Raw genomic sequence first — 18,726 nt, forward strand, 5'->3', positions numbered from 1 at the left:
TCTTTGCGCGATTTTACGCTGCCTTATTTGGTACAAAAGCAATTCAAAATTAAATACTCATACGCGTGGATCTATTTGAAAAACTTCTGACTGACCGGGGGCCTATCGGCAAACATTCCCGCATTGCTCATGGCTATTTTGCTTTTCCGAAACTGGAAGGAGAGATTAAACCACGGATGCAGTTCCGTGGCAAAGAAGTGTTGACTTGGAGCTTGAACAACTACATCGGACTGGCGAACCACCCAGAAGTTCGAAAAGTAGATGGGGAAGCGGCTCAAAAATACGGACTGGCCACGCCCATGGGAGCCCGGATGATGTCGGGTAACTCTGATCTGCACGAGCAGCTCGAAAACGAACTGTCGGCCTTCGTCAGCAAGCAGGATACCATGCTGTTGAACTATGGGTATCAGGGCATTATGTCCGTTATCGACGCGCTGACCGACCGCCATGACGTAATCGTTTACGACGCCGAATCGCACGCGTGCATCATCGATGGCGTTCGTCTGCACCAGGGCAAGCGCTTTGTCTACGCGCACAACGATATTGAGGGACTGGAAAAACAGCTGGTACGCGCCACGCGTCTGGTCAACGAAACCGGAGGGGCCATTCTGGTCATTACCGAAGGGGTGTTCGGCATGTCGGGCAACCTGGGCAAGCTGCGCGAAATCGTAGAATTGAAGAAGAAGTTCCAGTTCCGCCTGCTGGTCGACGACGCACACGGCTTCGGAACCATGGGCCCAACGGGCGCCGGCGCCGGCGAGCACCTGGGTGTACAGGACCAGATTGATATTTATTTCTCGACGTTTGCCAAGTCGATGGCCAGCATCGGCGCGTTTGTGTCGAGCGACGAGCAGGTCATTGAGTACCTGCGTTACAACACCCGGTCGCAGATCTTTGCCAAATCGGTGCCGATGCCGTTGGTGGTGGGTGCCCTGAAGCGCCTGGAGCTGCTGAGGAATCACCCCGAATTGCGCGAAAACCTCTGGAAAGTGGTACACGGGCTGCAAAAAGGACTGCGCGACAAGGGTTTCAACATCGGCACGACCGAGGCGCCGGTGACCCCCGTCATCCTGAGCGGTGAAGAGAGCGAAGCGGCCCAACTGGTGATCGATTTGAGAGAAAACTTCCACATCTTCTGCTCGGTTGTGATCTATCCTGTGATTCCTAAAGGCCTGATTATCTTGAGGTTAATCCCGACGGCGGTCCACACGATGGAAGATGTGAACGAAACCATCGCCGCTTTTGAGGCGATTGCCGCGAAGCTGAAAGACGGAAGTTACCATAAATCTGATCTGAAAATCACGGTTTAAATAGCGTAGGAGGCCGTTTTACGGGTTAAAAAAAATCGATTTTAGCACGCAAAAAGTTTGGAGCCACACGTTTAATTGCTAAATTGGCCCTCAAATCATCGAATACCAACCTTAAAACTGCCATTCTAATGAACAAATTTGAACAGGTCCGTGATCTGGTAATGTCACTCGAAGGTGACTTTGAAAAATTCTACGACAAGAATAACCAGGCCGCTGGAACGCGTGTACGCAAGGGAATGCAAGATCTGAAGAACCTTGCTCAGGACATCCGTGTGGAAGTTCAGAACATGAAAAACACCGAGAAGTAGTACACCGACCGACACTCAAGTTCTAACAAAAAAGGCCATCAATCAGATGGCCTTTTTTGTTTTTTTAGTGTGATTTTTTAGTGACTGATTTACGTGGGTAGTAAGGATATAGGTTAAGTCAGTCGAATTTTTTAGCGATTTGGTGGAGAGAATTCACTAAAATTTGCCCCATTCTTTGCTAGACTAAAGCAAATTTATCGATGTTGGTGCGCAGGGCATGCATGAGCGCATCGCTGGCTTCTACCAGAGGAAGGCGCACGTAGGGGCTGCAGAGGCCGCGTAGGGCCAGTGCGGCCTTCACGCCCACAGGATTGCTTTCCCGGTACATCAGGTCGTTGATCTGCACCAGTTCGTACAGAATTTCACGACATACCGACAACTCTTGGCGTAGGGCCGCTGCCACCATGCGGCAATACTTTTCGGGGAAGGCGTTGGCCAGTACAGAAATGACCCCGCTGCCTCCGGCGCAGATCACCGGAACGCTCGTCATGTCGTCGCCCGACAGGAATAAAAAATCGTCTGGTTTTTCGGCCAGCACGCGATAGATCTGCGACAGGTCCGCACACGACTCTTTAATGCCCAGAATCTGCGGGTGCGCTGCCAGCCGCAGGGTCGTTGCGGCCTCTACGTTCGAAGCCGTACGGCTGGGCACGTTGTAGATGATCACCGGTATCGGCGAGGCGTCGGCGATGGTCATGTAATGGCGGTAGATCCCTTCCTGCGTAGGTTTGTTGTAGTACGGACTTACGCACAACAGCGCATCCACCTTGGTGAGGTCGGTGTTTTTGATGCGCCGTATCACCGCTTGCGTGTCGTTGCCTCCCACGCCGTAGACAAGGGGGAGCTGGTGGGTGTTGTGCTCCTGCACGTAGCGCAAAACCGCCCGCTTTTCGTCGAGCGCCAGGGTGGCGGCTTCGCCCGTGGTGCCCATCACCACGTAGTAGTTTACGCCGTGTTCGGCAGTAAACCGCAGAATAGTGCCCAATGATTCGAAATCAATGGAGAGGTCCTGGCGAAAAGGTGTCACCAGCGCTACGCCGGTTCCGGCTAATTTATGCGTCATTGTTTTGAATAGCTTGCGTCAGACGAAGCATCTTTTCCCACAGGGTCGCTAAACTTTCCCCGTCTTTCAGGTCCACCATCAGTTCCAGGTTGTGTTCCAGTTCGGGGGAGAATCGCCCCACCCGGCAGCGCGCCTGGCTCTGGCCTAAAATGCTTTCGTACAGGGGAGAAACGTCGGTGGTGAGGCAATAGAGGTAATCGAAGTCGGCCGCCATGAAGTGCGTCACCTCTTCGGATTTGATTTGCCCCAGAAGCGAAATGTCTTTGTTGGTAAAGAATTTGGTTTTGTAGAGTGCCGGATCGTTCGGAATCTCCGACAAGTAGGCCAGTGAGGTGACCTCTTTTCCCATTTTAAGCAGCTGATCGCGAATTTTTCCAAACTGTTGCCAGGTAGCTTCGCTGTCGGATGCGACGAACAAGCCGATGCGACGTGCCTTGGCAAAGCTGACCGACCTCCGGGCGGTCGGGGTGGCAGGCGGACGGCGCAGGCGGTTGCGCAGGGACAGCATTTGAAGGCCCAGTTCCATGAGAGTCTGGAAAATAGAAAACTTAAAAAGGAACCGCGAAGATTATGATCTTTGGTTAATTCCGCAATTAATTTCCTGTTTCTTCTAAAAGTTGAAGAAATTCAGCTTCCGATAGAATCGTCACGCCGTGTTTCAGGGCCTTTTCGCGCTTGGCTGGTCCCATGTTTTCGCCCGCTACCAGGTAGTCGAGCTTGCCGGAGACGCTGCTCAAAATCTTTCCGCCGTGGTCTTCGATCAGTGCTTTGAGGCCATCGCGGCTGAACTGCTCAAAGACGCCGGAAATCACGAACGTTTTGCCCGCCAGCGTGGTGCTGCTCGGAGCCGAAGTTTTTTCTTCTTGCGCCAGTTGCAGCCCGGCCTGGCGCAGCCGTTCGATCAACGCCTGATGTTCCGGCTCAGCCAGCCACGATTGCAGGCTTTGAGCAATGCGCTCACCGACTTCGGGGGCTTCGAGCAGTTCTTCGTACGTGGCCTGCGAAATGCGTTCGATGCTGCCAAAATGTTCGGCCAGTTTACGCGCCACGGTTTCGCCGACGTAGCGAATGCCCAGCGCAAAGAGCACTCGGGCAAAAGGCACCTGACGGGTGCGCGCTAAACCTTCCAACAGGTTGCGCGCCGATTTGTCGGCGAATCGTTCCAGCGCAATCAGTTGGTCGTAGGTGAGGTCGTACAGGTCGGCCACGTTGTTCACCAGCCCCTTCTCGTACAACTGACGGATGGTTTGCGGGCCAAGTTCCTCCACGTTCATGGCGCGGCGCTGGATGAAATGCTCCAGCCGCCCCCGGATTTGCGGCGGGCAGCCGTCCTGATTCGGACAGAAATGCTGCGCGCGTGGGGCCGCTCCTTCGCCCTCTTCGCGGACCAGAAGCGTCTGGCACTCGGGGCAATGCGTAATGTAGGTCACCGGTTCGCTGGTGTCGGCGCGTTGGGTCAGGTCGACGCCCGTGACTTTCGGAATGATCTCACCGCCCTTTTCGACGAATACCGAATCGCCGACGTGCAGCCCGAGGCGGGCAATTTCGTTGGCGTTGTGCAGCGAGGCGCGTTTTACCCGTGTTCCGGCCAGCTGGACGGGTGCCAGTTCCGCTACGGGGGTAATGGCGCCCGTCCGCCCGACCTGGTAGGTGATACCTTTCAGCAACGTGACGGCCGATTCGGCCGAGTACTTGTAGGCGATGGCCCAGCGGGGATTTTTGGCCGTGTAGCCCAGCTCTTCCTGTTGGGCATAATCGTTCACTTTGATCACAATGCCGTCGATGGCGACGGGTAACTCAAACCGCTTCTGCTCCCACTGATGGATGTACGCCAGCACGTCGTCGAGGGTGGGGCAGAGACAAAACGTAGGCGAGACGGCAAAGCCACTTTGCTGCAACGCCAGCATCGACTCGTAATGGCCTTTGTAGGCAATGCCTTCGCCCAGCAGTCCGTAGGTAAAGCAACTGAGACGGCGTTGCGCCACGATGGACGAATCCTGCTGCTTCAGCGTACCGGCGGCCGCGTTGCGCGGGTTGGCCAGTGGCGTTTCGCCGTTTTCCTCGCGTTCGCGGTTGATGTCCTCAAAGACTTCCAGGGGCATGTACACCTCCCCCCGCACTTCGAACAGGGCAGGAAGCTCTTTCGAGTTGGCCCGCAGAGGAATGCTGCGGATGGTCCGGGCATTTGGCGTGATGTCGTCGCCGCGCACACCATCGCCCCGGGTAGCGGCCTGCGTCAGGATGCCGTTTTCGTAGGTCAGGCTGATGGCCACACCGTCGAATTTCAGTTCGCACACGTACTTGAAATCATCGCCGATGGCCTTGCGCACCCGTTCGTCGAACTCGCGCAGCTCTTCTTCCGAATAGGTATTGCCCAGGGAAAGCATCGGATAGCGATGGCGCACGGTCGGAAACTCCTTCGAAATGGTACCCCCGACCCGTTGGGTTGGCGAATCGGGCAGCATCAGCGAAGGGTGCTGCTGTTCCAGGTCCTGCAGTTCGCGCAACAGCCGATCGAACGTCTGGTCGTCTATTTCCGAGACGGCGTTCTGGTAATACTGGTAATTGTAATAGTTCAGTTGATCAGTAAGCTCTTGTATGCGGTGGGCGGCAGCTTCCAGGGTCATGGGGGAGAAGAGGCTTTTAGAAAACGTAAGTAACTAGGTTTAAGGAGGATGCACAACATCCGGGCGGTGCAGGCGTAGCGCGGGGGCTAACTTTTCGGCGTACACGTTCCGGAGGGTAGCCAGGCCCTATAAAAAGAGCGCCTTTACCCCAAGGGAGCGGGCGCTCGCGGCAGAACGGATCAATACTGCGCGTTCGGCGAGTCGAGTTTGCCGAAGACGCGTTTCAGAATGTCGTTAACGCGGTGGCCGGGATTTTCGCGGATCATTTTTTCTTCGCGCGCGATCTTTAGAAAAACGCCGTCCAGAGCTTTGTTGGTCACGTACGTCGACAAGTTCGAATCGTCGATTTTCTGCAGTCCCAGAAACGAGTTCAGCGGGTTGTTGGCGACTTTGTTATACGTATTCACAAAGTTGTTGTAGAGGTCGTTGGCACTACGCCCGGCCAGAAGCGGCTTGCTCAGCGACTGGTTGATGCTGGGTTCGAATGCGTCGGACAAGCGGCTGAAGGTGTTGGACCGCAGGTAATTCGTCGCGGCCGTATCGGGGCCGTACAAAATGTTAAGGCCATCGCGGATGGTAATGTTGCGGATCGCATCCACAAAAATGGGGGTGGCTTTCTGGGCGGCATCCTCGGCCGAGCGGTTCAGGCTCATGACCATGTCGTCGACCAGGGGCTGGAGTGCCGCTTTGTAAAGCGTACGTCCTGCCGCCGAACTGTTCAGCTTGTCGATAACGCCCTGAGCCTGAGGCGGAAGCAGAATTTTCACGGCGGCGTCTTTGTAAAAGCCATCGACCCGGGTCAAGTTGGCGACCGCCGTATCGGTACCGACCTGCAGGGCCGATTTCAGCCCCGAAATGATCTCCTCTTCCGATAAGGGTAAGTTTTGTGAAACGACCTGAAGCACTTCTTTACACGAGTTGAGCGAGAACAGCGAAAGCAGCGCCAGGGTAAGGGTGAAGTATCGTAGTCTTTTCATAATCATAAAGTTAAGTAGTTCGTCTGGCCAAAGACCGTACCAACATGAGGCAGCAAGTTACCCCGTCAATACGACAGAACCGGCGAAATGGATTAAAAAAACGCCGGCAGGCCGCTTCCCGGTGCTTTTGAGATTCTCTGGAAGAGTTGGTCTGGACCAACTCTTCCAACGGGTTATACAATTGCCTCCGGGCAGAACTGATGAGAAGTGGCAGGTAGCACATCATCGTATATATAGAAGACGCTACAGACTACAGGCGTTCTGTACCAAGGGAAATCCAAGTTGATGACGTCGCGTGCGAAAAAAATTAGCCCAAACTTCCCGCCGCACACAACGAATTTAGCTGACAAGGCCGGGCTGAAACCGAGTGGATCTCGCCGGTACCGTGGGGCGAAAGGTGTGTTTCAGCGACGAGCGGATGCCCCAAGGGATGAAAAGCACTAGGACAGGAAAACCTGCGTAGAATCGCTGTTTCGGCATTTTTAACACATTTGTTGCATTCTTTAACACATATTTTGCAGTGCAAAAAACCTGTCATTCTACGATACATCTCTTCTAACGGGTGGGGTGGGTAGCCCCCTATGTTTGTGTCACCAAGCAAAACAACAAGGCCATGACACACTTACAAATTACTTCCGCACCCGAACCTACCTTAGCGTCTCCCACCTACCTTGAATTCGCGCCCTGCGAGGCATTACAACCTTACGTAGAATGCTACTGGATTATGGAAAGTGAAAACTCACGTCCCGTACGCGACAAATTCCTGCCGAGTCCTTATGTAGAAATGGTATTCATCAACAAAGGCGGTGCGTACCTGGTCCACGAAGAAGATCGTTTCGAAGCCTTGCCAGCCAGCGGGGTTTTCGGATTGCAGCAACAGTCGTTGAATGTACGCGTGCAGGGATCGTTCTCCGCACTGGGCGTCAAATTCCGTCCGGAAGGGTTTTACCAGTTGATGCAGATCCAGATGTCGACCCTGGCCAACCGGGTGGTGTCGCTGCGTAAGCTGATCGGCGAAAAGTCGCAGGACATTACGGAGCAGCTCTTGAACACGTCGTCGCCCTACCGTCAATTGGAAGCCATCGAATTGTTTCTGTTGGACGAACTGGCATCACGCCCGCGTCCCGAACACCTGCCGTACCTGCAACGGGCCATTCGGAAAGTGATGGAAACCGGCGGCAACGTTACGGTCACCGAACTGGCCGACGCCGCCGCGGTGAGCGAACGGCAGATGGAACGCAAGTTTATGGAACGCATTGGGCTGAGTCCCAAGAAGTTTATCCGGAATGTACGCATCACGCAGGTGTTCAAACTCCTGAAACAGAAGCCTAATTACGACTGGCTGGACGTGATTTATCGCTGCAACTACTTTGATCAGGCGCACTTTACCCGCGACTTCAAAGCCCTGACCGGCGAAACCCCCACCACCTATTTCTCGCGTCGTTCGTTCTTGCGGAGTGCGTTTCAGGAACGTGCCGTGCGGGCGTAGTAAGGCTGCACAAGCTCGTCCATGACCCGCGACGTGCGCGCGGCGCTGATCCCGGTGCTCGGGCATGTGCCTTCTCCCCGAAGGGCCTGCACCACGGTTTCGACCAGCGGCTGATGCACGTGCGGAGGATACTCAAACGGCAGCTTTTCAATGCCTACCGACGTTTCCAGCACCACCGGCGAAGGTTTAAACGTCTCGTAGGTTATCCGCCCCAGGCTTCCCACTAGTTCCGTACGGTCGGTTTCGGCGGCTTGTCCCGTCGTAAAACACCACGTGGCGCTTCCTACTACGCCCGACGCAAACCGAAAACTCGCACTCAGCACATCTTCCGACGTGTAATAAGCGCCCTGATTGGCCACGACGCTGTGTACCTCCCGGATTTCGCCCAGAAAGTAGTCGAGCAGATCGAGCTGGTGCGATCCCAGGTCAAAAAAATACCCGCCCCCCGCAACGGCCGGATTGGTCCGCCAGGCACCGCTCCCGTCTACATCGTGCGGCTTGGGGGCCTGATACAAGCTCAGATTGACAAAACGGAGGTCGCCAATGGCGCCAGCTTCTAACAACTCCTTGACTTTCAGGAACGTAGGCAAACGCCGACGGTAGTACGCGACGAACAGCGGCTGTCCGGTAGCTTCCGAAACTTCGACCATGCGCCGACATTCTGCATAATTCATCGCCATGGGTTTTTCCACGTAGACCGGCTTGCCGGCTTCCATAGCCCGGATGGCGTATTCAGCGTGGGTATTGGGGGGGGTTGCTACGTAGATGGCATTCACGTCCGGGTCGTGTAACAGCGCCTCAGCATCGTCGTACCACCGCGGCACACCGTGGCGTTTGGCGTAGTCGGCGGCTTTTGCCCCGTTGCGGCGCATCACGGCCACCAGTTCGGAATGGGGTGTTTTGTAGAGCGCCGGGCCGCTTTTGACCTCAGTGACATCGCCAGCGCCGATCATGCCCCAGCGTACGGTAGAAAAATTCATAAGGAAAGTAGGTTTCAGGTTGGACGTGAGCCCGGTACCGCTCGTTCAGCGCGTGTTTTACAAACGCCTTCGGCACCTCGCCCCGCCACTCAGGTTTACTGGATCAGCCCCAAACAAAGTTTCAGGCGGATGATTTTTTTCACCGAAGCATAGACCTGATCGCGGAACGCGGGATCTTTCTGCATTGCGGCCAAAACGCCGTTCAACAGAAGCGGCTCGTTCGGCGGCATCAGAATCATGTCGCACCCCGCTTTTACGGCCTTCACCGTCGCCTGTGGGTCCTGGCTGACCGCCCCCATGTTCATCGCATCCGTCACCACCAGGCCACGAAACCCGAGTTCGTTTTTCAGCAGCTCCGTTACGATGCGGTGCGACGTGCTGGCGGCCTCGCCATTCGTGTTGTAATCGGGGTTGTTCTCCACGGCAATGTGACCGACCATGACACTGACGACTCCCGAATCGATGAGCGGGCGGTAAACGTCCACCTCCTGCATCGGGCCGTTGATGAACACCAACTTGTGGTGGCTGTCGCCCTGCACGAGGCCGTGGCCGGGAAAGTGTTTGGCGGTGGCCACCACCCCGGCGCGTTGAGACGCCCGCATAAAGGCCCAGTTCATGGCCGCGACGGTATCGGGATTGGCCCCGAAGCTGCGGGCCCCGATAATCTCCTGATTTTTACTCAGGTCGGCCACCGGAGCGAAGTTGTGACGCACCCCGATGTCGAGCAGGTCCTGGCTGATGGTGGAGGCCACCATGCCGGCTTCTTCCTGATTGCGGAGGGCGCTGGTTTTCGGTACGGGCGTGGCGCCGGAAATTTTCTTGGGCAGCAGCGTCGGTTCAGCATCGGTGCTGAACATAATCGGCAACTGCCGGTTGTCCTGCGCGATTTTGTTCAGCCGCCGGACCTGTTCGGTGAAGCCTTCTTTCGAGCCGCCCAGCAGCAAAATGCCGCCCGCCTGGCCTTTGCGCACCAGATTGGCTACGTACGCTTCGGGTTTGCCGAGTTTACCGACCGATGGAATGATCATCTGCCCCACGCGCTGCGTATCCGACAGCGTCTGGAAAATCTGATCGACCCGGTGTTCCAGCGCGGGCTGATACTGGTAAAACGTTTCGAGCGAATAGGAAGATTGGGCCGTGGCCGTAGCCGCGAACAGACTCAGGCTCAGGGCCCATAACAACAGATTCTTCATCTTCGGCAAGTTAGAAAATGTCGGGAAGATAACGGGTATGGACTAAGAACCGATGCAAGGTGCGACGACGTGATGTTAAGGACTCTCCGTCAGGATTCATGGTGGGGTTGTGCCTGGTCGTGCGCCAGTTTGGCGAGCGCCGACCAATCGTAGCCTTTGCCGTAGCGGTTGACCAGCGTTGCCATCTGGTCGCGCAGCACGGACCCGAAGGGCATCGGCACCTGCCACTGTTGTGCGGCCCGCTGTACCAACGTCATGTCTTTCAGTCCCAGGTCGGTAGCGAACCCGGCCGGTTGAAACCGCTCTTCCAGCATCTGGTTCCCGTAAGTCTGATACACAGGCGATTGCATAACTCTTCCGTTCACGATTTCCAGAAATTGCTTCGGATCGACGCCCGCTTTTCCCACCAGCGCGAAGGCTTCGCCCAGGGTTTCCATCATAGACGCGATCACAAAATTGCCCGCAATCTTGACCAGATTCGCTTGCCAGGCTTCTTCGCCCACGTAGTCCCAAGCAGCGCCTACGGCGTCGAAAATGGGAGAGAGGCGCTCGGCTACTGCTTTCGGACCGGCTACGGCCAGCTTGAGGGCCGCCTTTTCGGCTACATCCGGACGGCCAAACACCGGCGCGGCTACGTATTGCTGCCCTTTGGCGGCGTGTTTTTCGGCCAGCCGCCGCGACAGATCGGGACTGATGGTACTCATCGACAGATGGACTGCGCCCTGAGGCAACGCGTCGTAAGCGCCCTGAGATTCCGCAAACAAAACCTCTTCCAGCGCTTCGTCGCGCGAAAGCATGGTGATCAGAACGTCGACCTGCGCGGCCACGTCGGCCGGCGAATCGGCCACGGTCACCTGGTCGGTCGCTAGGGTTTCGGCCTTGGCACGGGTGCGGTTGTAGACCCGCAACGGGTAGCCGGCGTTCAGGAGGTTTTGGGCCATGGGCAACCCCATGCTGCCCAACCCGATAAATCCGATTTTCATAGAAAAGGAGTAACGTAAAAAGTGGACGTGCAGCCCTCGCCGAAGCGCGACGTACCGGCTTCCGGAAGTGCTGCCCAGTGTTACAACGCAGCCCTACCGTTTCAGTTGTCGGCCTGTACCTGATCGACCAGCTGATCCACCTTTTTAACGTACTCTGTCGGTTTGGTCTTGCGTTCCAGTCCCTGGGTGGACAGGCGGCGCGTAGTCCCGTAAACCGGGCTTTCCTGCCACGGACGGTCGTGGTTGCCGAACACCCAGGCCACGTTGGCGAAGGAGTTGAAATCGCGACCGTCGAGAAAATACTTGTTATTGAGGTAGAGCAACGTCTCGTAGGCATACTCGGGCGTGTTGGTCCAGGACACGATTTTCTTGCCCCAGTACATGCGCATGTAATTGTGCATGTAGCCCGTGTGCTTCATCTCGCGCATGGCGGCGTTCCAGTAGGGATCGTGCGTCTCGGCATTTTCCAGTTGGTCGCGGGTATACACATGCTCGCGGTCGTCGTGCTTGTGTTTCTTCAGCGTCTTCTGTGCCCAGTCGGGCAGGCAGGAGTAATGGTCGTAATTTTCGGTGTAATAACAGAAGTTAGCCGCAAGCTCGCGCCGCACCAGCACCTCTTCGACAAACGAGTCTACGTTTTCTTTGCTGCGCTTCTGCCGCACTTCGTTTACCAGCCACACCGGCGAGATCATCCCGAAGTGCAGGTACTTGCTCATGTGCGACACGTCGCTGGTCTGCGGCTGGTTGCGGTGGTCGCTGTAGTTCGAAAAAAGCTTGTCCAGAAACCGCCGGAACACCGCTTTGGCGGCCGTGGTGCCTCCCGTAAAGAGTTGATCGACCGGCGGTACCGGCTCCAGTTTCAGGCTTCTGGCCAGCGCCAGCGGGTCGCTCAGGTCTTCGCCGGTCACCGAAAGCCGCAGCGAACTTTTCGGAGGTTTGCGCAATTCGGGTACGTCGAGGTAGTCCTCAAACTGCGTCATGATCTTCTTGCGGATGGTGCGGGCGGCGTATTCGCGCTTTTGTGAGGCCACTTCGATCGGCACGACCAGATCGCTCTCGACCTGCACCACCTGGCAGTCGGCCTGATCGGCTACCTGGTCGCGCCACTGCCGCTGATGCCGCAGGTACCCTCGGTCGCACACGATGAGCGAAGCGTCCCTGCCCAGTTTCACGGCAATGTCGGCCGGGGCGCCTTTTTGTAATACAAACTTGATATCCAGCGACTTGAGCGATTCGGCAACATCATGTAAGCCCTCGAGCATAAAGACATAATGGCGGAGGTTGGCCTCGGGGTAGTCGTCCATCAGACCAAAGCCGACAATCACCGGCTGATCCAAGGCCTGCGCTCGTTCAATGGCATAGTGCAGGGCGTGGTTTTCGTCCACGCGCATCGATTGCTGCATCCAGTAAAGTACATAGGCATTTTCGCGCTCAGGGCGGTCGTTAAGGCATTTTATCCGGTCGGGGTGGAGATCTGACATCGGCAGTGCAGGGTGAGATTTTAAAGGGAAGATTAACTTTTTGCAGAATAAATCACCGGAATAACCGTCTTACTACAAAAAAGTTATCGGCATCGGCGCAAAAGGGCTACAAATGCCTATTTTTAGGACTTGTGGATTTTCAAGAAGATTAAAAGCCCTCGTAACATTACGTTGTATTATACGAATACAGAAGTAACTTTTACGGAGAAAGTGGGTATATTTATACACCGATTGTCTGTTATTATTGTAGTTGCTAACTAAACCTTCATCATTGCTTTATTCCACTTTTATGAAACGAGTCGCGTGGATCGAGACGCTCATTGTTACCACCTTCCTTGCTGCTTGCAACGCCAACAGCCATGTCACCACCGAAGAAACGTCAGATCAGTCGCTTCCCGTCACTGAATTAATCTTAAAAGATACCACACTACATCACGAATACGTCACGGACATTCAGGCCGTGCAGAACGTAGAGATCCGGGCACGGGTCCCCGGCTTTCTGGAAGACATTTACGTCGACGAAGGGCAGCAGGTCAAGAAGGGCCAGCCGCTGTTCCGCATCAACGCCGAGGAGTACAAAGCGCAGGAAGCCAAAGCCAACGCCAACCTGGAAAGCGCCATTGCTGAGGCCAAAGCGACCGAACTCGAAGTAGATCGCGTGCGCATTCTGGTCGACAAAGACATTATCTCACAATCGGAACTGGAAGTCGCGAAGGCTAAAAACCAGGCCGCCCGCGCCCGGATCGAAGAGGCCCGCTCGGCCGCTTCCAACGCCGCCATTCGCCTTTCGTACACGTACATCCGCGCCCCGTTCGACGGGCTGATCGACCGCATTCCACTGAAGGTCGGTAGCCTGATCGAAGAAGGCACGCTGCTGACCACCGTATCCGACATCAGTTCCATCTATGCGTATTTCAACGTATCGGAACGGGAGTATCTGGAATACACCAAATCGCGTCTGGAAGACCGCGTCAACAGCAGCAACGTGGTCAATCTGGTGCTGGCCGACGGAACGCGCTACCCGTACGAAGGAAAAGTAGAAACCATGGAAGGGGAATTCGAGGCCAGCACGGGCTCCATCGCCTTCCGGGCGCATTTTCCCAATCCGGAACAGATGCTGAAACACGGGGCGACCGGGAAAGTACGCCTGACCAACAAGATCAAAGACGCTTTGATTGTACCGCAAAAAGCGGTTTTCGAAATCCAGGACAAGAACTACGTGTTTGTGGTCGATTCCACGAATACAGTGCGCATGCAAAGTTTCAGTCCCGCGAGCCGGTTCTCCTACTTTTATATTGTGAACTCCGGTCTTAAGCCGGGTGACAGGGTAGTGTACGAAGGTGTGCAGAGCATCCGCGACGGTGCGGTGATCAAGCCGGAGTTTGTGGTGATGGACAGCCTGCTGGCCAGCGCCCCCCGAACGGCTTTCTAGCGCGGCCGGGGCGAAGCCCCCGGACTGCCCGCCGGATTTCAACCTACCTCACGTACTGATTTTTATCACTCCATAACCAACTTCAGCTTCGCTGCATGTTTGACATTTTTATACGTCGGCCCGTTCTTTCACTCGTTATCTCCCTGTTCATCGTGTTGTTGGGGTTACTGGCCCTGTTTGGGTTGCCGGTAACGCAATTTCCCGAAATTGTACCGCCCTCGGTTACCGTAACGGCCAAGTACACCGGCGCCAACGCCGAAGTGAGCACCAAAGCCGTGGCAACGCCGCTGGAACGTGCCATCAACGGGGTGCCTGGCATGACTTACATGACGACCGTGACGAGTAACAACGGTACCACGCTCATCACGGTCTTTTTCGAAGTCGGGACCGATCCCGATCTGGCCGCGGTCAACGTGCAGAACCGCGTAACAACCATCATTGACGAACTGCCCGAAGAGGTGATCAAGGCCGGGGTCACGACCGAAAAGGAGGTGAACAGCATGCTGCTGTACCTCAACGTGATGAGCGAAGATCCTACCATCGGAGAGAAGTTCGTGTACAACTTCGCCGACATCAACGTCTTGCAGGAACTGAAACGGATCGACGGCGTGGGTTTCTGCGAAATCATGGGGTCGCGCGAGTATTCCATGCGGGTCTGGCTGAAGCCCGACCGGATGGCCGCCTACGAAGTATCGACCGGCGAGGTGATCGACGCCATCCGCAAGCAGAACGTCGAGGCCGCACCCGGCAAAACCGGCGAAAGCTCGGAGCGTACGCCGCAGATGTTGCAGTACGTACTGCGCTACACGGGGAAATTTTTCGAGCCCAATCAGTACAAAGACATTGTGATTCGGGCGTACGACAACGGGTCGGTGCTGAAACTCAAGGACGTCGCCGACGTGGAATTCGGTTCGATGGATTACAGCATGACCTCCAAAACGGACGGTCGGCCATCGGCTTCGATCATGATCAAGCAGCGGCCGGGTTCCAACGCCAGCGAGGTCATCGAAAACGTAAAAATTCGCATGGCCGAGCTGAAAGAAGAGGCGTTTCCGCCGGGCATGGAGTACACCATTTCATATGACGTTTCGCGCTTTCTGGATGCCTCCATCAACGAGGTGATTCATACGCTGATCGAAGCGTTCATCCTCGTGTTCCTGGTCGTATTCATCTTCCTGCAGGATTTCCGTTCGACGCTCATTGCCGCCCTGGCGGTGCCGGTGGCGCTGGTCGGTACGTTCTTCTTTATGCAGATGCTGGGCTTTTCGATCAACCTGCTGACGCTGTTCGCCCTGGTGCTGGCCATCGGGATTGTGGTGGACAACGCCATTGTGGTGGTGGAAGCGGTCCACGTAAAGATGTCGGAAGAGCACCTGTCGCCCAAGGCGGCCACGTTTGCAGCCATGCACGAGATCAGCGGCGCGATCATCGCCATTACGCTGGTCATGTCGGCGGTGTTCATCCCGGTGGCGTTCATGTCGGGGCCGGTGGGCGTGTTTTACCGTCAGTTTTCGCTGACCTTGGCCATCGCCATCGTGATCTCGGGCATCAACGCCGTTTCGCTGACGCCTGCGCTGTGTGCGCTCCTACTGAAACATACACACGACGAACCACACAAAGGACTGTTGGGCGGCTTTTTCAACCGGTTTAACCGCGGGTACCAGGCCGTCGAAAACAAATACCGCCGCTCCATTGCGTTTCTGGCCGGTCGCCAAGTCGCCACGCTGCTGATGCTCGCCTTTTTCTTTGTCGCTACCTGGGGCATCGCGACCATCCTGCCCACAGGATTTATTCCTTCGGAAGACCAGGGCATGGTCTACGTCAACGTAACCACACCGGCCGGCGCGACTGTGGAACGGACGGAAGATGTGCTGAACCAAATTCAGCAGACGGCCGAGCGGATCGACGCGGTCGAAACCGTATCGACGCTGGCGGGCTTCAGCCTGCTGACCGACGCCGCCGGTGCTTCGTACGGCATGGGCATGATCAACCTGAAACCCTGGGAAGAGCGCGAAGGCACGGTCGAAGACCTGATCGACGAACTGGAAGAAAAAACGCAGTACATCACCGACGCTACCATCGAATATTTTCCGCCGCCGACGGTGCCGGGCTTCGGGAACTCCAGCGGCTTTGAGCTGCGCCTGCTGGACCGCAACCGGGGTGGAGAACTGCAACAAACCGCCGATGTGGCCAAAGCCTTTACCGAAGCGTTGCAGAAAGCGCCGGAGATCAGCAGTGCCTTCACCAACTTCGACGCCTCGTTCCCGCAATACATGATTCACGTCGATCAGGAAATGGCGGCCAAAAAAGGCGTCACCATCGAGGACGCCATGAGCACCCTGCAGACGATGCTGGGGAGCTACTACGCCTCCAACTTCATCCGTTTCGGGCAGATGTACAAGGTAATGGTGCAGGCCGCCCCGCGCTACCGTACCAAGCCGGAAGACATTCTGGAGCTTTATGTGAAGAACAACCAGGGCGAAATGGTGCCGTATTCGACCTTTATCACGCTGGAGCGGGTGTACGGTCCCGAGCAGTTGACCCGCTACAACATGTACACCTCGGCGATGATCAACGGAACCCCGGCGCCGGGTTACAGCACCGGCGATGCCATCAAGGCCATCGAACGGGTTGCGGCCGAAACCCTGCCCCGCGGCTACACCTTCGAGTGGTCGGGGATGACGCGCGAAGAGATCTTGTCGGGCAATCAGGCCATCTACATTTTTGGCGTCTGTCTGCTCTTTGTTTACCTATTGCTGGCAGCGCAGTACGAAAGCTTCCTGCTGCCGCTGCCGGTCCTGCTGTCGCTGCCGACGGGCGTGTTCGGGGCGTTTGCTTCGCTCTATCTGCTGGGCTTGCAGAATAACATTTACGCACAGGTCGCCCTCGTGATGCTGATCGGTCTACTGGGCAAAAACGCGATTCTGATCATCGAGTTTGCTATTCAGCGCCGGAGCGAAGGTGTTTCGGTGCTCACCGCGGCGGTCGAAGGTGCTTCGTCGCGTCTGCGTCCCATCCTGATGACCTCTCTGGCGTTCATCGCCGGGCTGATTCCGCTTTGCATTGCGACCGGAGCCGGCGCGATGGGCAACCGCTCGATCGGCACCGCCGCCGCCGGGGGGATGCTGATTGGTACCATCTTCGGATTGTTTCTGATTCCCGGCCTGTACGTGCTGTTTGCTTCCCTGGCCGAACGGTTCGTCAGCAAGCGCGAGAAACACGAAATGGTGCCGGTCGAGGTGACTTCTTCGCAGTCCATCAACGAAAAAACAGCTCCTCAGGAACAACACACAACGGTTCGGTAACGACCTCGGCACCGCACGTACAACGGACGGATGGTTTTTTGATCACTAACTAGTTTATGCGTTTCAGTAACAACACACCTTTTTATCCTTTCTTTCTTTTTCTGGGCCTTCTGGCGGTGCTGCAAAGCTGTAAAGTAGCGAAGCCGGTCAGCATGCCGACCTTTCAGCAGCCTCCGGCCACGTTTGCCACTAACCAGAACCCGGATTCGCTGGGCATCGGAGACCAGCGGTGGGACGATTTTTTTGCCGATGCCTACTTAGTCGATCTGATCGACGTCGCTCTGCGTAACAACCCCGACGTGCTGGTTGCCCTCCAGCGGGTAGAACGGGCTCAGGCCGATGTGATGGTGGCGCGCGGTGCCCTGTTGCCTTCGCTCAACGGACAGGCCACGGCCAGTGTGGACCGGTACGGCCAGTATACCATGAACGGCGTAGGGAACTTCGACACCAACCTGTCGGACAACGTAGAGGGCAAGCAGCAGATCCCGAACCCAACACCCTATTACTTTCTGGGGTTGCAAAGCTCGTGGGAGATTGACCTGTGGGGGAAATTACGCAGCCGCCGGGAAGCTGCTTATGCCCGCCTGCTGGCGACCGAAAAGGGACGCCAACTGGTGACGACCTCGCTGGTGTCGCAGGTAGCTTCCAATTATTATGATCTGCTGGCGCTGGACAGCGAACTGAAAATCATCCGCGACAACATCGAATTGCAGGAAGTAGCGCTGGAAATCGTCGAAATTCAAAAGTTGGGAGGACGCGCCACCGAGCTGGCCGTGCAGCAGTTCGAAGCTCAGCTTTTGCGTACCCGCAGCCTGGCGGTAGAACGCCAACGCGCCATCACACAGGTCGAAAACCGCCTGAATCGCCTCCTGGGACGGTATCCGCAGGCCATTGAACGCGACAGTTCCATCCAGGGGCAGCCGTTGCCCGACCAGATTCAGGCCGGGGTGCCGTCGCGTATGCTGCTGCGCCGTCCTGACATTCAACAGGCCGAACTGGACCTGACTGCCGCCCGCGCCGACATTGACGCGGCCCGTGCGGCGTTTCTGCCGTCGCTGACCCTGACGCCCTACGTCGGGGTGGAAGCGTTTCGGGCTTCGGTACTGCTCGACCCGGCTTCGCTGGCCGCCGGCATTCTGGGGGGGCTGACGGCGCCGCTTTTCAACAAGTACCAGAACCGCGCGAATTACAGGCGGTCGGTCGCGGCGGGGAAAGAAGCCCTTTACACGTACCAAAAACGTATTCTAACGGGCTATGAAGAAGTGATGACGGAGTTGAACAACATCGACCAGCTCCGGTCGGCCTACGCCTTAAAGCAGCAGGAGGTAGACGTCCTGGGGCGGGCGGTGACCACGGCCAACGACCTCTTTCTGGCGGGCTACGCGTCGTACCTGGAAGTGGTGACGGCGCAGCGCAACGTGCTGGAAGCCGAGTTGACGTTGATCGGGTATCGTCGCGACATTTTCATGTCGGTGGTAAACCTGTACCGTGCTCTGGGTGGCGGGTGGACGCCACCGGCCACCGAACTGGCAACACCGGCAGCGGAGTAAAGACGAACTTACCGTTTTGCAAAAGGCC

The 18,726-nt window shown here is 56.4% G+C and carries 14 protein-coding genes; 6 read left to right on the forward strand and 8 right to left on the reverse strand.

The window, feature by feature from the left end; genetic code table 11:
- The first annotated feature begins 65 nt into the window (after positions 1-65).
- Both BLR44_RS23245 and BLR44_RS23250 read left to right on the forward strand, forming a co-directional pair.
- Positions 66-1,310, forward strand: a complete 1,245-nt coding sequence (locus tag BLR44_RS23245; protein WP_089686679.1) for an aminotransferase class I/II-fold pyridoxal phosphate-dependent enzyme — start codon at positions 66-68, stop codon at positions 1,308-1,310.
- A gap of 128 nt (positions 1,311-1,438) precedes the next feature.
- Positions 1,439-1,618, forward strand: coding sequence for a histone H1 (locus BLR44_RS23250; RefSeq protein ID WP_089686681.1), 180 nt, complete (start codon positions 1,439-1,441; stop codon positions 1,616-1,618).
- Positions 1,619-1,796: 178 nt separating this feature from the next.
- On the opposite strand, the gene dapA is transcribed toward BLR44_RS23250, so the two are convergent.
- From dapA to BLR44_RS23270, 4 genes are all read right to left on the reverse strand, one after another.
- The gene (gene dapA, locus BLR44_RS23255) at positions 1,797-2,681 is read right to left on the reverse strand and encodes a 4-hydroxy-tetrahydrodipicolinate synthase (protein ID WP_089686683.1); all 885 of its coding nucleotides are present in this window, start codon (positions 2,679-2,681) and stop codon (positions 1,797-1,799) included.
- Positions 2,671-3,207, reverse strand: coding sequence for a DUF6913 domain-containing protein (locus BLR44_RS23260; protein WP_089686685.1), 537 nt, complete (start codon positions 3,205-3,207; stop codon positions 2,671-2,673). Before BLR44_RS23260 ends, dapA begins: the two co-directional genes overlap by 11 nt.
- 67 nt (positions 3,208-3,274) lie before the next feature.
- Positions 3,275-5,308: an NAD-dependent DNA ligase LigA gene (gene ligA / locus BLR44_RS23265; protein WP_089686687.1), complete on the reverse strand. Its 2,034-nt coding sequence runs from the start codon at positions 5,306-5,308 to the stop codon at positions 3,275-3,277.
- Between the two features lie 179 nt (positions 5,309-5,487).
- On the reverse strand, positions 5,488-6,285 hold the full coding sequence (locus BLR44_RS23270; RefSeq protein ID WP_089686951.1) for a DUF4197 domain-containing protein: 798 nt from the start codon (positions 6,283-6,285) through the stop codon (positions 5,488-5,490).
- A gap of 613 nt (positions 6,286-6,898) precedes the next feature.
- On the opposite strand from BLR44_RS23270, the gene BLR44_RS23275 reads away from it, so the two are divergent.
- A complete protein-coding gene (locus tag BLR44_RS23275; protein WP_089686689.1) occupies positions 6,899-7,774 on the forward strand; it encodes a helix-turn-helix domain-containing protein in 876 nt (291 codons plus the stop codon).
- Here the strand turns inward: BLR44_RS23275 and BLR44_RS23280 are convergent.
- From BLR44_RS23280 to BLR44_RS23295, 4 genes are all read right to left on the reverse strand, one after another.
- Positions 7,750-8,754, reverse strand: a complete 1,005-nt coding sequence (locus tag BLR44_RS23280) for a Gfo/Idh/MocA family protein (RefSeq protein ID WP_089686692.1) — start codon at positions 8,752-8,754, stop codon at positions 7,750-7,752. The genes BLR44_RS23275 and BLR44_RS23280 overlap by 25 nt on opposite strands.
- Positions 8,755-8,849: 95 nt before the next feature.
- Entirely contained in the window at positions 8,850-9,947 is a 1,098-nt protein-coding gene (locus tag BLR44_RS23285; RefSeq protein ID WP_089686694.1) for a glycoside hydrolase family 3 protein, read from the reverse strand.
- Positions 9,948-10,036: 89 nt separating this feature from the next.
- Positions 10,037-10,930, reverse strand: coding sequence for an NAD(P)-dependent oxidoreductase (locus BLR44_RS23290; RefSeq protein ID WP_089686696.1), 894 nt, complete (start codon positions 10,928-10,930; stop codon positions 10,037-10,039).
- A gap of 101 nt (positions 10,931-11,031) precedes the next feature.
- Complete coding sequence (locus tag BLR44_RS23295) at positions 11,032-12,411, reverse strand: deoxyribodipyrimidine photo-lyase (protein WP_089686698.1); 1,380 nt, start codon at positions 12,409-12,411, stop codon at positions 11,032-11,034.
- 289 nt (positions 12,412-12,700) lie between these two features.
- Between BLR44_RS23295 and BLR44_RS23300 the strand changes: the two genes are divergently transcribed.
- The 3 genes from BLR44_RS23300 (at position 12,701) to BLR44_RS23310 (ending at position 18,698) form a co-directional block, all read left to right on the forward strand.
- Positions 12,701-13,843 carry an efflux RND transporter periplasmic adaptor subunit gene (locus BLR44_RS23300; protein ID WP_089686699.1) on the forward strand — a complete coding sequence of 381 codons (1,143 nt, stop codon included), beginning with the start codon at positions 12,701-12,703 and terminating at the stop codon, positions 13,841-13,843.
- Positions 13,844-13,938: 95 nt separating this feature from the next.
- Positions 13,939-17,148, forward strand: a complete 3,210-nt coding sequence (locus BLR44_RS23305; RefSeq protein WP_089686701.1) for an efflux RND transporter permease subunit — start codon at positions 13,939-13,941, stop codon at positions 17,146-17,148.
- 56 nt (positions 17,149-17,204) lie between these two features.
- On the forward strand, positions 17,205-18,698 hold the full coding sequence (locus tag BLR44_RS23310) for a TolC family protein (protein ID WP_089686703.1): 1,494 nt from the start codon (positions 17,205-17,207) through the stop codon (positions 18,696-18,698).
- Positions 18,699-18,726 lie beyond the last annotated feature (28 nt).

This window comes from Catalinimonas alkaloidigena (genome assembly GCF_900100765.1).
Taxonomy (GTDB): domain Bacteria; phylum Bacteroidota; class Bacteroidia; order Cytophagales; family Flexibacteraceae; genus Mooreia; species Mooreia alkaloidigena.

What these genes read in the sequence shown, in the direction of transcription:
- BLR44_RS23280 (WP_089686692.1), bottom strand. Translation starts at nt 8,754, where the DNA reads ATGAATTTTTCTACCGTACGCTGGGGCATGATCGGCGCTGGCGATGTC.
- dapA (WP_089686683.1), bottom strand. Translation starts at nt 2,681, where the DNA reads ATGACGCATAAATTAGCCGGAACCGGCGTAGCGCTGGTGACACCTTTT.
- BLR44_RS23270 (WP_089686951.1), bottom strand. Translation starts at nt 6,285, where the DNA reads ATGAAAAGACTACGATACTTCACCCTTACCCTGGCGCTGCTTTCGCTG.
- BLR44_RS23285 (WP_089686694.1), bottom strand. Translation starts at nt 9,947, where the DNA reads ATGAAGAATCTGTTGTTATGGGCCCTGAGCCTGAGTCTGTTCGCGGCT.
- BLR44_RS23290 (WP_089686696.1), bottom strand. Translation starts at nt 10,930, where the DNA reads ATGAAAATCGGATTTATCGGGTTGGGCAGCATGGGGTTGCCCATGGCC.
- BLR44_RS23310 (WP_089686703.1), top strand. Translation starts at nt 17,205, where the DNA reads ATGCGTTTCAGTAACAACACACCTTTTTATCCTTTCTTTCTTTTTCTG.
- BLR44_RS23275 (WP_089686689.1), top strand. Translation starts at nt 6,899, where the DNA reads ATGACACACTTACAAATTACTTCCGCACCCGAACCTACCTTAGCGTCT.
- BLR44_RS23305 (WP_089686701.1), top strand. Translation starts at nt 13,939, where the DNA reads ATGTTTGACATTTTTATACGTCGGCCCGTTCTTTCACTCGTTATCTCC.
- BLR44_RS23295 (WP_089686698.1), bottom strand. Translation starts at nt 12,411, where the DNA reads ATGTCAGATCTCCACCCCGACCGGATAAAATGCCTTAACGACCGCCCT.
- BLR44_RS23300 (WP_089686699.1), top strand. Translation starts at nt 12,701, where the DNA reads ATGAAACGAGTCGCGTGGATCGAGACGCTCATTGTTACCACCTTCCTT.
- BLR44_RS23260 (WP_089686685.1), bottom strand. Translation starts at nt 3,207, where the DNA reads ATGGAACTGGGCCTTCAAATGCTGTCCCTGCGCAACCGCCTGCGCCGT.
- BLR44_RS23250 (WP_089686681.1), top strand. Translation starts at nt 1,439, where the DNA reads ATGAACAAATTTGAACAGGTCCGTGATCTGGTAATGTCACTCGAAGGT.
- ligA (WP_089686687.1), bottom strand. Translation starts at nt 5,308, where the DNA reads ATGACCCTGGAAGCTGCCGCCCACCGCATACAAGAGCTTACTGATCAA.